The 14,774-nt window shown below is 68.1% G+C and carries 11 protein-coding genes; 1 reads left to right on the top strand and 10 read right to left on the bottom strand.

The genetic code is table 11. The features are described from left to right. Positions 1-357: 357 nt before the first annotated feature. The 9 genes from AC1AYD_RS09615 to AC1AYD_RS09575 form a co-directional block, all read right to left on the bottom strand. Entirely contained in the window at positions 358-1,548 is a 1,191-nt protein-coding gene (locus AC1AYD_RS09615) for a 3-deoxy-7-phosphoheptulonate synthase (RefSeq protein WP_476545084.1), read from the bottom strand. 84 nt (positions 1,549-1,632) lie between these two features. Then, on the bottom strand, positions 1,633-2,766 hold the full coding sequence (locus AC1AYD_RS09610) for a 3-deoxy-7-phosphoheptulonate synthase (RefSeq protein WP_476545082.1): 1,134 nt from the start codon (positions 2,764-2,766) through the stop codon (positions 1,633-1,635). Positions 2,767-3,371: 605 nt separating this feature from the next. Continuing rightward, complete coding sequence (locus AC1AYD_RS09605) at positions 3,372-4,721, bottom strand: C1 family peptidase (RefSeq protein ID WP_476545081.1); 1,350 nt, start codon at positions 4,719-4,721, stop codon at positions 3,372-3,374. 151 nt (positions 4,722-4,872) lie between these two features. Then, a complete protein-coding gene (locus AC1AYD_RS09600; RefSeq protein WP_476502845.1) occupies positions 4,873-6,339 on the bottom strand; it encodes a cell division protein in 1,467 nt (488 codons plus the stop codon). A 200-nt stretch (positions 6,340-6,539) separates the two neighbouring features. After that, entirely contained in the window at positions 6,540-7,196 is a 657-nt protein-coding gene (locus AC1AYD_RS09595; protein WP_476502846.1) for a pyroglutamyl-peptidase I, read from the bottom strand. 79 nt (positions 7,197-7,275) lie between these two features. Beyond that, a complete protein-coding gene (locus AC1AYD_RS09590) occupies positions 7,276-8,100 on the bottom strand; it encodes an IspD/TarI family cytidylyltransferase (protein WP_476502847.1) in 825 nt (274 codons plus the stop codon). A gap of 108 nt (positions 8,101-8,208) precedes the next feature. Next, complete coding sequence (locus AC1AYD_RS09585) at positions 8,209-9,261, bottom strand: purine nucleoside phosphorylase YfiH/LACC1 family protein (RefSeq protein WP_476502848.1); 1,053 nt, start codon at positions 9,259-9,261, stop codon at positions 8,209-8,211. Between the two features lie 95 nt (positions 9,262-9,356). After that, positions 9,357-10,982, bottom strand: coding sequence for a peptidase U32 family protein (locus AC1AYD_RS09580; RefSeq protein ID WP_476502849.1), 1,626 nt, complete (start codon positions 10,980-10,982; stop codon positions 9,357-9,359). A 57-nt stretch (positions 10,983-11,039) separates the two neighbouring features. Continuing rightward, positions 11,040-11,768 (bottom strand): LysE/ArgO family amino acid transporter, encoded by a 729-nt coding sequence (locus AC1AYD_RS09575; protein WP_476502850.1) that lies wholly within the window; start codon positions 11,766-11,768, stop codon positions 11,040-11,042. Between the two features lie 486 nt (positions 11,769-12,254). On the opposite strand from AC1AYD_RS09575, the gene AC1AYD_RS09570 reads away from it, so the two are divergent. Then, positions 12,255-13,760 carry an aminotransferase-like domain-containing protein gene (locus tag AC1AYD_RS09570; protein WP_476502851.1) on the top strand — a complete coding sequence of 502 codons (1,506 nt, stop codon included), beginning with the start codon at positions 12,255-12,257 and terminating at the stop codon, positions 13,758-13,760. A 9-nt stretch (positions 13,761-13,769) separates the two neighbouring features. Here AC1AYD_RS09570 and AC1AYD_RS09565 read toward each other — a convergent pair whose 3' ends face one another. Further along, positions 13,770-14,633: an aldo/keto reductase gene (locus tag AC1AYD_RS09565; protein ID WP_476502852.1), complete on the bottom strand. Its 864-nt coding sequence runs from the start codon at positions 14,631-14,633 to the stop codon at positions 13,770-13,772. Positions 14,634-14,774 lie beyond the last annotated feature (141 nt).

Here is a 14,774-nt window from a genome sequence, read left to right as displayed (position 1 = left end):
TGTGATGTAACCCCTCTTGAATGAATCTCTCGGATTCATCCCCGCGGGCCATGCGCGGTATGCGTCGCGCCGCGGGGAATCGGCAGGGTGCGCGGAGCGCGGGCTGGCGGCTTGTGGCTGCAGCGGCGTCCGCACACCGCTGTGCTGCCTATTGGTCTACTCGCCGTCCGGACCCCGCGGTGAGACTGCTCACATTGTGGACCACGTTCCATGTATTTTGGCTACCCCTCGGCATCACCAAGCTTCGGCTCCCCCTGACAGGGGAGCCGGCTCGATCGTGTACGAGAACCGGTTCGGCTCCCCTTGACAGGGGAGCTGGCGGCCGCAGGCCGACTGAGGGGTAGACCCCGGCCCCCCTCACCGCCAGCGGCGCGTGGCGACCGCTTCGGCGAGTTCACGCAGCAGCGTCTCCGTATCCTCCCAGCTCAGGCACTTGTCGGTGATCGACTTGCCGTAGACGAGCTGGTCGAGCGGCGCGGCCGGCTGGTTGCCGCCTTCGATGAAGCTCTCCATCATCACGCCGGTGATGCCCTGCTCCCCCGCGGCGATGCGCGCGGCGATCTCGCGCACCACCTGCGCCTGGCGATGCTCGTCCTTGCCGGAGTTGCCGTGCGAGCAGTCGACGATCACGCCGTGCGCGGCGGCGGAGTCGGCGGGCATGCGTGTGCGGATCGTCTCCAACGCGGCGGCGATGTCCTCGCGCGAGTAGTTCGGACCGGAACTCGCGCCACGCAGCACGACGTGGCAGTCGGGATTGCCGAGCGTCTTGACGACGGCGGCGCGGCCCAGATGGTCGATGCCGAAGAACGTGTGCTGCTGCGCGGCCGCGAAGCAGGAGTCGGACGCGGCCTTGACCGAGCCGTCGGTCGCGTTCTTGAAGCCGATCGGCATCGAAAGCCCGCTCGCGAGCTGGCGGTGCACCTGGCTTTCGGTGTTGCGCGCGCCGATCGCGCCCCAGCTGACCGCGTCGGCGATGAACTGCGGGCTGGTCGGCTCGAGGAATTCGGTGGCGGCGGCGAGGCCCTCGCCGAGCACGCCGAGCAGCGTCCTGCGCGCGAGCAGCAGGCCCTTGCGGATGTTGCACGAGCCGTCGATGTCCGGATCGTTGATGAGGCCCTTCCAGCCGACGGTGGTGCGCGGCTTCTCGAAGTACACGCGCATGACGATGAGCAGCTGGCCGTCGAGCTCGTCCTTGAGCTTGGCGAGACGACGCGCGTAGTCGAGCGCCGCCGCCGGATCGTGCACCGAACACGGGCCGACGACGACGAGCAGACGGTCATCCTGCCCGTACAGGCAGGCGCGGATCTCGTCACGCGAATAGGCGACGATCTCCTGTGCCTCGGGGCCGAGCGGTAGGTCGGCGAGTACCTGGGCCGGGGTGGGCAGCACCTCGAACTCCAGCACGCGCCGGTTCACGATGCGGCTGACGCCGACCTGGTCCTCCCAGCGCGGCACGTCCGTGGCGACGAGCGGGTTCTTGCCCGCATCCATCGCCTCGCGGATGGCCTTCAGATCCTCCGGCTTGTTGAGTGGCTGCTGTTGCTGCATGACGATCGCTTCTCCCTTGGCTCACATATCCAGTGCCCAAGGATAGCGGATATCGCCCGCGGCGGGAGAGTGCGGCGGATGGGTTCAGCGGGAGGCGCGACGGGCGGCGACCGCGTCGGCGAGCGTATGCAGCAGCTCCTCGGTGCGGTCCCACGGCACGCAGGAGTCGGTCACCGACTGGCCGTAGACGAGCTGGTCGAGCGGCGCCGGCTTCTGATGGCCGGCGCCGAGGAAGCTCTCCATCATCACGCCGAGGATGCCCGGTTCGCCTTCGGCGACGCGCTGCGCGATCTCCTCGACGACCTCGGCCTCGCGCACCTCGTCCTTGCCGCAGTTGCCGTGCGCCGCGTCGATGACGAGACCATGCTCGCTCGGACCCGACGCCTTCGACTTCCTCAGGTCCTCCAGCGCCTGGGCGACGGACGCCTTGTCGTAGTTGGGGCCGTGGTTCGAGCCGCGCAGCACGAGATGGCAGTCCGGGTTGCCCTTCGTCTCCGCCGAGATGACGCGGCCGTCCAGATTGATCGACAGGAAATGATGTTCGAACGCGGCCGCATAGCAGGAGTCGGCGGCCGGCTTGATCGAGCCGTCGGTCGCGTTCTTGAAGCCCACCGGCATCGACAGGCCGGAGGCGAGCTCGCGGTGCACCTGTGATTCGGTGTTGCGCGCGCCGATCGCGCCCCAGCTGATCAGGTCGCAGATGTACTGCGGGGTGATCGGGTCCAGCCATTCGGTCGCGGTGGGAAGGCCCAGGTTGAGCACGTCGGTGAGCACCTTGCGCGCCAGCCACATGCCCTTGCGGATGTTGAACCGGCCGTCGAGGTCCGGGTCGTTGATGAGGCCCTTCCAGCCGATTGTGGTGCGCGGCTTCTCGAAGTACACGCGCATGACGATGAGCAGGCGGTCGTTGAGCTCGCGGTTCACGGCGGCGAGCTTCTCCGCGTACTCGTGCGCGGCCTTCGGATCGTGGATCGAGCAAGGGCCAACGATGACGAGCAGACGGTCGTCGCGGCCGTGCAGGACGTCGCGGATCTGCTGGCGGGAGGTGAGCACCAGCTCGCTCATCTCGTCGGTGAGCGGCAGCTCCCTCAGGAACGCGCGCGGCGCGGGAATCGGGTCGAGCTGGCGGATGTTGACGTCGACGGTCTCGGGAAAGACGGCCTGCTCCCCCAAACGACGCGCGTCCTCGGAACTGTCCGGACCACGAAGTGCTGCCATGCCGACTCTCCTTTCTTGACCATGAGTCATTCGATATATGCGCATGCGACATGCGATGCGCGATACGCGCCGCACCGTGCGGCGACCACTTCACTGTAGTGTGCCGTGCCCGAAATGCGAAACCGGCCGGCCGTTTCGTGGAACGGCCGGCCGGAATCGGCGGGTTATCGGGCTCCCCCTGACGGGACCTCGCCGTGAAGCGAACGCCGGAGGCGTTTGTAGGCGATGTGCGAGCCGACAGGCGAGCTGATGTGAGGCCAGCTGCCATCGCCTCCCTCTGACGAGGGAGGTGTCATCGCGAAGCGATGACGGAGGGAGAGAGGAAGAGCGGCCGCAGGCCGCGGGAAAATCGCATCGGCCGAAGGCCGATTCCGTTCTTCTGCGGCCTGCGGCCGCGGTCTCTCCCCCACCCGGCTCCGCCGGGAGCCCCCTCGTCAGAGGGGGCCGAGTTTCTCACGCGAGTGCGCCCTGCAATTATTGACTGCCTTCGGCAGACTCAGATCTGCCTTCGCCGTTCCCCGCGGTCTCACGACCGCGGGCCATGCCTACGAACAGCCCACCGGGCTGTTCGCTATACGGCATGTCGGCTCAGGCGCGCTTGCCTTTCAGGCAAGCGCGCCCATCGGATCCCATGCGGGCAGGGAGATGGCGTCTTCTTCGAGGGCCTTGAGGTACTCCTCGGGCAGGAGCGCCTTGGGGACGGCGACCTCGTAGACGTACTCGGTGAACCAATCGTCGCTCATCGTGAAGTAGCCCTTGTCGGCGATCTTCGTGCCCCAGGAGTTCTCGACGCGCCAGCGGCGGGTGGCGCCGTCCTCGGCGACGTCCACGCCGGCGAACGCCATCGCGTGATTCATCGCGGAGTCGGCGAAGCGCACGCGCTCCTCCTTGTCGAGGTCGAAGTCGAAGTCGTAGATCGAACCGTACTCGAACAGGTCGGTGGCCCACGCGCCGGACTCGCGGTCCATGAACGGGTGGCAGTCGGCGCCGAACCACACCGGGATGCCCTGCTCGACGAGGATCTTCTTCACGCAGTCCTTCATGAACTGGTTCGGCACGTTGAGGTATTCGGTGGCGTCGCCGCCGGCCACGTTGCCGAGGTGCTCGATGGCGATCTTGCGGCCCTTCGGGTGCTCCTTGCGCGGATCGTCGACGAGGCAGACGTAGCTCTCCAAATCGGCGGAGCCCACGTACTTCTTCCAGAACTCCTGCGGCGTGATCTCGCCGTCGCGGTGGAACTCGCCGTCGGCGTCGGTCCACTCCCAATCGAAGGAGACCGGCGGCTCGCCCAGGTGGATGGTGAGGATGCGGTGGCCGGCGGCGCGGGCCTCGGTGATGACCTCGTCGATGCGGGCGTCCTCGCCGGCGGCCTCGGCGGCGAACATGCGGGCGACGGCGGTGTGCAGCATGTGGCGCAGCTGCGTGTTCATCGCGCCCGTGTTCTTCGAGGAGGCGGTCTCCGGGTAGAGGTCCTTCGGCACGGCACCGTACTTCTTGTAGACGTTCATCGCCATCGTCCACTGGCCGCCGTCGCCCATCACGTCGGCGAGCAGATGCTGGACAAGACGGGAGTCGGCGGGCTCGCCGGCGCGCACGAGGGCGGCCACGTCCTGCAGGAAGTAGTTGACGCGCTCGAGCTTGTCGTAGTACATCGCGTAGTTCTGGGAGAACTCGAACTCCTTGACGTTCAGGTTCTTCTTCGCGACGAAGCGGGCCACGTTCAGGGAGCTGAACAGCCAGCAGCGGCCGGAGCGGTCCTGGTGGGTGGCCTCGCCGTTGTCCACGACGGTGGAGAAGCGGCGCTGCAGCAGGCGCGCGCGATCGTAGTTCTTGGCAACGGTGTCGATGCCGGCGGCGGTCACCGCGTTCATCGCCATACGGTTGGTGCCGTCGGCGTCGAACTCCTCACGCAGGGTGTCCAACGCGTCGGTGCTCAACGGCTGCAGTTCAGTCATGTCCGATTATCTCCTTGATTTCCTTGTGGGCGGATAACAACCGGGACCAGCTTACTCGACGTATGGCGATGACGGAAACACGGGAGCCCCTGCATGCCGACCGGACTGGTCGGCATGCAGGGGCTCCTATCGCCGTCTGCCGGTACCGCCGCTACTGCTGCTGCCCGGCGCCCTGCGCGTCCTGCGCGGCCGGCTGCTGCTGGTCGCCGGCGTCGCCGTCGGTGATCTCCGGGATGTCGTCGACCTCATCGGCACCGGCGGCGTTCCCGGCCGGGGCGTCGGCGGGCGCGGCGTCGCCGTCGGCCTGCTGGCCGTCGGCCACGGCGTTGTTCACCGGCACGTCCGGAGCGGCGGCCTGGTCGTTGAGGAATCCGGAGAACACGTTGGTGAACATGGAGCGCAGCTCGGTGACGCGCTGCGTGATCTGCGCCTCGCGCTGCTGCAGCTCCTTGATGTTCTTCTTGAGGCCGTCGAGCTCGACCTGCGCGGCGGTGCGGCGCTCCTCGATCTGGGTCTCGGCCTCCTCGCCGGCCTTCTTGAGGATGGCGGCGGCCTGGGCGTCCGCGTCGGAACGCTTGGCGGCGGCGTAGGAGTCGGCTTCCTCGCGCACGGTCTTGGCCTGGCTGATGAGCTTGTCGGCCTCGTCCTTGGCGGCGGTGCGGCGCTCCTCGAGGCTGTCGAGCAGCTCGCTGACCTTCTTGGTGGCCTCCTCCTGCTGGGCGGCGATGTCGGTGCGGATCTGCTCGACCTCGGCGTTCACCTGGCTCATGGTCTTCGTGCGGTGCACTTCGGCGTCGTCGGTGATCTCCTGCGCCTTCGACTTGGCCTCGTCGGTGATCTCACCGGCCTTGCGCTGGGCGTCGGTCATCATCTTGGAGACCTGCTCGCGCACGTCGGCGAGCTTCTTGTTCGCCTCGGCGAGCGCCGCCTCGATCTGGTCGTTCGCCTCGGACTTGAGACGGGAGAGCTCCTCGTTGGTGCTCTTGCGCTGGGCGGCGATCTGCGCGGTGGCGGTGGCCTTGAGGTCCGACAGCTCGCGCTCCTGCGAGGCACGCTCGGAGGCGAGCTTCTTGTTGTGCTCCTCACGGGAGTTGCGCAGTTCGAGTTCGACGGTCTGGCGCTGTTCGGTGACGTTCTTCGCGGTCTCGGCACGCAGCTGGGCGACGTCGTTGCGGGCGGTGGTGGTGATGGTCTCGGCCTCGTTGTTGGCCTGGTCGAGGATCGAGGAGGCCTTCTGGTTGGCGTCGCCGACGATGTGCTGGGCGTCGAGCTTGGCGTTGTTGATGAGCGTCTGGGCCTGGGCCTGGGCGGCCTTGCGCGTGGTGGAGGCGTCGGCCTTGGCGCGTTCGAGCAGTTCGGAGCAGGTCTGTTCGGCGGAGGCGAGCATCTGCTGCGCGTTGGCGCCGAGCGAGGCGAAGCTGTTCTTGGTGGGCTTGCGCTTCTTCTCCTCCTCCAGCTGCGCCTGCAGCTGCAGGATGCGGTCGTCGTCGGCCGCGATCTGCTCGCGCATGCCGGCGAGGGTGCGCTGCGCCTGACGCACGCGCTCCTGCGCGGCGGCGAAGGCCTCGTCCACCTTGTCCTTGTCGTAACCCCTCAACACGATCGGGAACTGATCCATGTCTGATCCTTTCGGCTCCATCACGTCGCTCTACCCTTGCCCTACGGGCATATCGAGCAAAATCGTATCCCATCGCGGCTGGGAACAGGCTGAACACGTCCGTAATGCACACAGCATCATCCATTTTCGTTCGATGCCGGCGCGTCACGCAACCGCGCACGTCACGCACGCACGCACCACACGCACGCACCATGCGCACGTCACGCGATGAGGATCTCCTTGGAACTGGGCCGGCGGTAGTAGCGCACCGTCTCGCGCACCACGTCGCCGCCGGCGGCGACGAGCTGGCGCAGCGGCAGGCCATGCTGCGGGTGGGGCGACTCGTTGACGAGCGGGAAGCTCACGAATCCGGCGAGCACGCGCTCCTGCCCGTGCGCCCAGTTGAGCAGGTTGTAGAACAGCGAATTGCACACGAACGTGCCAGCGTCGGAGCTCAACGTCGCGGGGATGCCGTCGTGCGCGAAATCGGCGATGATCGCGCGCAGCGGCAGTCGCGTCCAGTAGGCGGCGGGACCGTCTGGATCGATCGGCCTGCGCCGCGGCGCCACGTTGTCGGCGTCCGGCTTGGCGGCGTCCATGAGATTGGTCGCGCAACGTTCCATCATCACGCCGCGTGCCGCGTGCTTGAGCCCGGTGGCGATGACGATGTTCGGCTTCGCCTCCTCGATGGCGGCGAGCAGCGTGGGCCACGCCTTGGCGAAGCTGACGGGCAGGCTCACCGCGCGGATGCTGAGTTCCACGTCGTCGAGCCCGTCGACGCCGCGTTCGGCGAGCAGTTTCGGAACCTCGTAGGACGGGTTGACGCGGACGTCGTCATAGTGGTCGAAGCCGGAGATCACGACACTGAGCTGTTGCATGGCACCCAGTGTACCCGTCCGCGGCCGGCCGGTCGCGCACGCGCACCGCCGCCGCGACGCCGCGACGCGCGACGCGCGCTCAGCGGCGGTGCATCTGGGCGGCGGCGCCGGCGAACATGGCGTGCATGCGCGCCTTCGCCTCCTCGCGCGTCATGTGGTGCGTGAGGTCGGCGGCGATGCGCTCGGCGACGGGGATGTCGGCGAGCGTCGTGATCTTGAGGTTCGTCTCGCTGCCGGCGACGATCGCGACCGGCTCGTCGGGCATGTAGTCGACGACGACGCGCGTGTCGTCGGTCGGATGGAAGTCCGGGTCGGCGGCGGCCAGCTCGTAGGCGTGGCGGATCGTCGCGAAACGGAACGACTGCGGCGTCTGCGCGCGGTACGTGTCCGGACGGTCCGGCACGCTCGCGACGACCTTGCGGTCGCCGAGGTCGCGCGTGAGCAGCACGGTGTCGGTGGACGCGAACGCGACGGTCGCGGCGCGGAACTCGTCGAGCGCGTCGATCGAGCCGTCGATCGACTCCTGCGAGACGAACGGGCGCACCGCGTCGTGGATGAGGATCTTCGCCTCGTCGGGGATGCCGGCCGCGGCGAGCATGTCGAGCGCGGCGGCCGTGCTGTCGACGCGCTCCTCGCCGCCGTCGATGACGACGCGCACCTTGCCGTAGGCGGCCTCGCCGATGAGCCGCTCCACCTCGCCGCGCACCTTCGGGTTGACGACGACGACGATGTCGGTGACGCGCGCGCACCGCTCGAACGCCTCGATGCTCCAGCACACGATCGGCTTGCCGCCGACGGAGACGAGCTGCTTGGGGTTGTCGGGGTCGAATCGCGTGCCGAATCCGGCGGCGAGCACCACCGCCACGACGGGCGCGGGCTGGTTCATATTCTCTCTCTCAGTCATAATGCCTCCACCGTAGAACGCGCCCCGGCACGGTGACGGAAATCACACGCGCATCTGCACGGAATATCCGCCGGACGCGGGGCGCGGGGCGTTATGCGGGACGACGGCTCAGTGGCGCACGATGAGCGCGAGGAGACGGCCCTCGTGACGCTTGCCAGCCTTCGCGGCGCGGCGATGCGAGTACCACAGCGGATTCTCGAGCGTGCACATGCTGTGGCGGATGGCCGCGATGCGCGCGGACAACTCGGTCGGACCTTCGCCGTCGGCGCGGCACAGTTCGGCGAGTTCGGCGTCCTCCTCCAGGTATTCGGTGGCGGCGTGGATGCGCGGCATCGAATCGACGATGCGGTGCACGCCGGCGAACGCGAGGTCGATGCGCGCGGCCTCGGCGATGTCGATGCCGGCGCCGCCGAAGCGCGTCGCGGTCTTGGTGAGCGGGAAACGCTTGACGAACGTGTCGGCGATCTCGTCGCCCACCTCGTAGCAGTCACCGCAGATGCACGGGCCGAGCGTGGCGACGATGTTCTCCGGTTTCGCGCCCTTGGCGGCCATCAGGTCGACGGTCGACTGGATGACGCCGCGTTCGAGGCCGCGACGGCCGCAGTGGGCGGCACCGATCACACCGCTCACGGGGTCGGCGAACAGCACGGGCAGGCAGTCGGCGGCGAACATGCCGAGCGCGACGCCGGTCTGTGCGGTGACCTGGCCGTCGGCCTCGACGACGTGCGGCGCGGCATCGGCCGCTGCGGCGGACGGCTCGGTCGGCGTGGTCGGTTCGGTCGGCTCGCCGGTCGCTTCGGCGGCGGCCTCGCCGGTGCGTGTGCCGGAGACGTCGAAGCCGAACGGCGTGTTGATCTCGAACGCCTCATCCACGTCGACGGCCTTGCCGGAGTGGACCTGCGAGACGAGCGAGAGGCGTGCGCCGACCGCCTCGGCGAGCGCGATGCGGTTCGAAAGGACGGCCTCCGGGTCGTCGCCGGACTTGCCGCCGAGGTTGAGGTTGCCGAAGTCGCCGGTCGAGAGTCCCCCGAGGCGCGTCGTGTAGACGACGGTCACGCCGGGCGCGAGCGCGATCGGGATGGTGACGGGGATGGGGCGGCCCGCCTTGTCGGTGGAGCTGATCTGGTTCGAGTCGAGGATCGTCTCGTCGATTTCACTCATGATGGTGTCTCCTTGGGGTGGGTACCCCTCGCAGGCGGGTCCGCTGTCGATTTCCCCGGTTTTCGGGATCGGACTTCGTTGCGAGGGGTGCATGGTCATTCGGCCTTCAGCGTGGGTTTCTTCGTGCGCGAGCGGATGGCCGCGTTCTCGGGCACCTCGTGCGGGCATGGCAGCGAGAACACGTGCGCCGGGTTGTTGATCGCGGCGACGGGCACGCCGTCCGCGTCCTCGAGCCCGGTGCCGGGCACCGTGTAGGCGAGCGGGGCCTCGCCGGGCAGCAGGAATTCGACCTCCTGGCCGGGTTCGATCTTGTTGCGGCTCATGATGGTCGCGCGGCCGCCGCGTTCCGGGCTCCACGAGAGCACTTCGCCGACGACCATCCACGCGCGGAAGTAGGCGGAGCGGTTGGTGTTCTGCGTCACCTTGCGCTCCGGATAGTAGAAGCCGGTGGAGTAGTCGCGGTGGGCCACCTTGTCGGGTTCGTCGAGCAGCCAGCCGGGCAGTTCGACGTGCGGCGCGGGGCGGCATTTCGCGTGGTGCCAGCCTTCGGGCAGCACCTCCTCGCGCGTGTTCGACTTGCGGCGGGCGGAACGGGCCTTGTAGCTCAGCTGGTCGAGCTGCGCGCCGCCGGCGGAGCGGGCGGCCGCGTCCTCGGTCCTGGACGGCGCGACGGCGGAGGCGGGGGCGTCTTCGGAGTCGCCTTCGACCGGCGGCTCGCCGGGAACGCCGGCGAACGCGCGGTCGGCGTTCTTCTCGATCGCGTCGTCGGCGGTGCTCGCGAAATCAGGGTCGCCGGGGCGGATCACGCGGTCGCGGAACGGCTTGACGACGTCGCCGTCCGCGGTCTCGAAGCCGCGCTGAACCATGTATTCGTTGACGGCGGTCTTGTACGCGTTGGTCATCGCGGCGATGTAGTACGCGGATTTCGAACGGCCTTCGATCTTGAGGCTGGTGGCGCCGGAGTCGATCAGGTCGTCGATGTGGTCGAGCATGCACATGTCCTGCGAGTTGAACAGGTACGCGCCCTCCTCGGTCTGTTCGATCGGGAAGTACTGGCCGGGACGCTTCTCCTCGACGATCGAGTACTTCCAGCGGCAGGGCTGCGCGCACTCGCCGTGGTTGCCGTCGCGGCCGGTCAGGTAGTTGGAGAACAGACAGCGGCCGGAGAACGCCATGCACATCGCGCCGTGCACGAAGCATTCGATGTCCATGTCGTCGGGGATGCGCGCGCGGATGTCGCGCACGGCCTGCAGGTCCATCTCGCGGGCGAGCACGACGCGGCGCGCGCCGAACTCGTAGAGCGCCTGCGCGGCGCCGTAGTTGGTGACGCCGGCCTGGGTGGAGACGTGCAGCTCGACGTCGGGGGCGATCTGGTGGGCCATCATCATCACGCCGATGTCGGTGACGATCATCGCGTCGATGCCGGTGCCCTTCAACTGGCCGATGTAGTCGCGCATCGCCTCGACCTCGGCGTTGCGGGGCAGCACGTTGAGCGTCACGTAGACGCGGCTGCCGCGCTCGTGCGCGTAGCGAGCGCCCTCCTCGAAGTCCTCGAGGCTGAGGTTCCTGGGGGCGCTGCGCATGCCGAACGCCTTGCCGCCGCAGTAGACGGCGTCCGCGCCGTAGTCGACGGCGGTCTTGAGTCCGCGCAGGTTGCCGGCCGGGGCGAGCACTTCGGGCTTGCGGCGCATGCGCAGGGGGTTGTTGCCATTCGTATTCATCACCCCAACAGTGTAGCGGCCCGCGGGGAGACGAATCGGGGCGGGCGCGGGGCGGCGTCAGAGGACGGCGAGGGCGAAGTCGACGAGGAGTTTGACGCCGTAGAGGGCGATGACGCCGCCGCACACGCGGTTGAGCACGTCGATGATCCTCGGGCTGAACTTGTGGGCGAACGCGTTGACGACGAGCGTGACGCCGAGGAACCACAGCACGGAGGCGGTCTCCACGCCGGTGATGAACGGGGTGGTCTGCCCGGCGTGCAACGTGGCGGCGAACGCGCCGAGCATCAGCGTGCCGTCGATGATGGCCTGCGGGTTGAACCAGGTGACCGCGCAGGCGGTGCCGATCGTGTCGATGAGTCCGCGTGCGCCGAGACGGGCGGCGGGATGGGCGGTCTCCGGACGGTCCGCGGCGGGAGCGGATGAGCGGCCTGCGGCCGGACCACCCTCACCCGCTTCGCGGGAGCTCCCGCCGGCGGGAGCGGAGACGGCGGTGCGTTCGGTAGTGCGACGCTTGGGGAGGACGAGGCCGAGGCCGATGCGGATGACGACGAGCCCGCCGAGACCGAGCACGATGTTCTCCAGCCACGGGTGCGCCTGCATGAGCGCGCCCACGCCGAAGAAGCAGGACAGGCTCAGCGCCATGTCGAAGCAGATGACGATGAGCGCGGTGATGAGCGCGTTGCGGCGCGTGCGCGTCAACGCCGAATTGATGACGAACAGGTTCTGCATGCCGATCGGCGCGATGTACGCCAATCCCATCGTGAGCCCTTGAATATACAGTCCCATCCTCGTTCCTCGTTCCCTCGGCCGGCACCCGCGTCACGCGCGGTTCCACCCGTCCCTCGGCTCCCCTTGTCAGGGGAGCTGGCGGCCGCAGGCCGTCTGAGGGGTAGTCACGGCAGCCCCTCAACCGGCTTTTTGGTTTTGGCTGGGCAATCCACACCCAGCCAAAACTAGCCAAACACAGTTCAGCCAACCAGCCATATGCGAATCACATGCCATGCAATCCGCATCATTCCAATGCCGTTGCCATATCCTACGCAACCGATTACACTTGGCAACCAGCCAAGGCAAGCATTTACCACCCAACCAAACACCCCCTCAGCCGGCCTGCGGCCGCCAGCTCCCCCTGAAGGGGGCGCGGAATCCGCCTCCCCCACCGGCCCACGGCCGGGGTCTCTCCCTCCGTCATCGCTGCGCGATGCCACCTCCCTCGTCAGAGGGGAGGCAAAGCGGAACATCCACACCCGACAAGCCACCAAGGAGCCGCATATGCCGCGTACCACGCCGCTCGACATCGACTGGGCCCCGGACCGCACGAGTCCCACGCCCGTCACCGAGCAGATCGTCGACTACATGTGCGGGCGCATCGCCTCCGGCGCGTGGCCGATCGGCGCGAGGCTGCCCAGTCAGCGCGCGTTGGCCGAATCGTTCGGCGTGAACCGGTCCACCATCATCGCCGCCGTCCAGGAGCTCGCCGACTACGGCATCGTCGAAGGGCGCCACGGGGCCGGCACGCGCATCGCGAGCAACACGTGGTCGCTGATGCTGCCCGGCGCGCCCGACTGGGCGGACTACGTCTCATCCGGATTCTTCAAGGCGAACAACGCGACCATCCAGACCATCAACCGGCTCGAATTCGACCGCACGAAGACGCGTCTGGGCACCGGGGAGATCGACCCACGGCTCTTCCCGCGCGACATGTGGCGGCGCGTGGCCGGCGAGGCGGCCGCCGAGATCGACGCGCTTGGCTACCCGCCGCCAGAGGGTCTGGACGTGCTGCGGGAGGCGATCGCCGCGCACATGCGCGACTGGGGCGTCGACTGCCGCCCCGGACAGGTGCTCGTCTCCTCGGGAGCATTGCAGGGATTGCAGATGATCTCGGTGAGCCTGCTGTCCGCCGGATCGACCGTCTACGCGGAGGCGCCGAGCTACATCAAGTCGCTGCAGGTGTTCCAGTCGGCGGGCATGCGGCTCGCCGGCGTGCCGATGGACGGCGACGGTCTCGACGTGGACGCGCTGGACGGACTGTTGTCCGCCGCGACGGAGACGAACGCGCCGGCCGGACCTCAGCGGATGGCGAAACGCGACGAGCACGCCGGCGACGCCGTCCTCTATACGATTCCCACGAACCACAATCCGACCGGCGTGACGATGCCCGAGGAGCGCCGACGCGCGCTCATCGACGCGTGCGTGGCGCACCGGCTGCCGATCATCGAGGATTGCGCGTATCAGGATCTCGTCTTCGAGGGGTCCACGCCGCGCGCGCTCAAATCCTATGACGGGACGGGCATGGTGATCACGCTGGGCAGCGCGTCGAAGGCGCTCGCACCGGGATTGCGCATCGGATGGATCGTGGCCGACGAGCGGATCGTGCACCGGCTCGCGGACGTGAAGATGCAGATGGATTACGGCGCGAGCACGCTCAGCCAATGGGTGTTCGCTCGGTTCCTGACAAGCGGGCTGTACACGGAGTATCTGGGGCGTCTGCGCGCCGAACTGCGCCGCCGGCGCGACGCGGCGCTGGAGACGCTGGAACGGCTGTTCGCCGGGCGCGCGCATTGGAACGTGCCGCACGGCGGGTTCTACATCTGGCTCACGTTCGACGAGCCGGTGCGCATGGGACGGCTGTTCCAGCAGGCCGCCGAGCGCGGCGTGCTGCTCAATCCGGGCGACATCTACGATTTCGAGGGCGACAACGCCCTGCGCCTGAGCTACGCCTACACCACCCCGGAGGAGTTCGCCGGGGCGGCGCAGGTACTGGCCGGATTGGTATGAGACCGGCAATCAGCCGAGCTTGGCCATCTCGTCCGGGGTGAGTTCGAGCTGGTCGGCCTTGAGGGAGTCGAGAATCGTCTCGGGGCGATGGGCGCCGGGGATGACGAACATGTGGTCGCCCTTGGCGAGCTCCCACGCGAGCGTGACCTGCTGGTAGCTCACGCCGTGCGCGGCCGCGACCTCGCGGAACGGGTCGAACTTGGATTCGTCGTACGGGTGGCGGTAGCCGCCGAGCGGGCTCCAGCACACGAACACGAGGCCCAGCTTCGCGCAGTAGTCGAGCGTGTCCTGCGTCTCCAGATGGATCGGCGAGTACTGGTTCTGCACGGCGACGAGCTTGTCGCCGAGGATCGAACGCGCGATGTCGATCTGTTCGATCGACGCGTTGGACACGCCGGCCACGCGGGCCACGCCCTCGTCGACGAGCTGCTTGAGCGCCTCGACGGACTCGTTGTACGGCACCTCCGGATCGTGGCGGTGCAGGTAGAGCAGGTCGATGGTGTCGACGCCGAGCGCCATCGCCGACTGCTTGCCGTATTCGATGAGATGCTCCGGCTTGCCGTCGCGCGGCCAGACCGGCTTGTCGCCCTCCCATGCGCGGCGCAGACCGATCTTCGTGGCGACGGTCACCTCGCTCTTCGGCCCCTTCCACGTGGCGAGCGCCTCGCGCACGAGCTTTTCGCCGGTCTGTTCCTCCTCGCCGGGCGTGTAGTAGGCCCACGCGGTGTCGATGTGGCGGCAGCCGGCGTCAAGCGAGGCGTGCAGCGTTTCGATGCCGACCTCGTGCCCGCGGTTGTTCTCGATGGTCAGCGGCATCTCGCCGTGGCCGATCGCGGTGGTGGAGAATGGTCCCAGATTGCGGTACAGCGCCATGGTGCGCTCCTTCCTTGCGTTCCCGTCTTGGCTGGTCGTCGTCGCGCCCGTCACGCCTCACGTTCTCTCGTTGGCCGTGAGGCGGCGGACGCGCGTCATGCCGGTTCCAGCGTAGGCATCCGCGTGGATCTCACCGTGGAT

The organism is Bifidobacterium sp. LH_426, assembly GCF_056356875.1.
This window is presented reverse-complemented; position numbering and strand designations above follow the sequence as displayed.

Excerpts from the sequence above, each read along its gene's own strand:
- AC1AYD_RS09575 (WP_476502850.1), bottom strand. The coding sequence starts at position 11,768 with ATGGGACTGTATATTCAAGGGCTCACGATGGGATTGGCGTACATCGCG.
- AC1AYD_RS09610 (WP_476545082.1), bottom strand. The coding sequence starts at position 2,766 with ATGGCAGCACTTCGTGGTCCGGACAGTTCCGAGGACGCGCGTCGTTTG.
- AC1AYD_RS09585 (WP_476502848.1), bottom strand. The coding sequence starts at position 9,261 with ATGAGTGAAATCGACGAGACGATCCTCGACTCGAACCAGATCAGCTCC.
- AC1AYD_RS09580 (WP_476502849.1), bottom strand. The coding sequence starts at position 10,982 with ATGAATACGAATGGCAACAACCCCCTGCGCATGCGCCGCAAGCCCGAA.
- AC1AYD_RS09605 (WP_476545081.1), bottom strand. The coding sequence starts at position 4,721 with ATGACTGAACTGCAGCCGTTGAGCACCGACGCGTTGGACACCCTGCGT.
- AC1AYD_RS09615 (WP_476545084.1), bottom strand. The coding sequence starts at position 1,548 with ATGCAGCAACAGCAGCCACTCAACAAGCCGGAGGATCTGAAGGCCATC.
- AC1AYD_RS09600 (WP_476502845.1), bottom strand. The coding sequence starts at position 6,339 with ATGGATCAGTTCCCGATCGTGTTGAGGGGTTACGACAAGGACAAGGTG.
- AC1AYD_RS09590 (WP_476502847.1), bottom strand. The coding sequence starts at position 8,100 with ATGACTGAGAGAGAGAATATGAACCAGCCCGCGCCCGTCGTGGCGGTG.
- AC1AYD_RS09570 (WP_476502851.1), top strand. The coding sequence starts at position 12,255 with ATGCCGCGTACCACGCCGCTCGACATCGACTGGGCCCCGGACCGCACG.
- AC1AYD_RS09565 (WP_476502852.1), bottom strand. The coding sequence starts at position 14,633 with ATGGCGCTGTACCGCAATCTGGGACCATTCTCCACCACCGCGATCGGC.
- AC1AYD_RS09595 (WP_476502846.1), bottom strand. The coding sequence starts at position 7,196 with ATGCAACAGCTCAGTGTCGTGATCTCCGGCTTCGACCACTATGACGAC.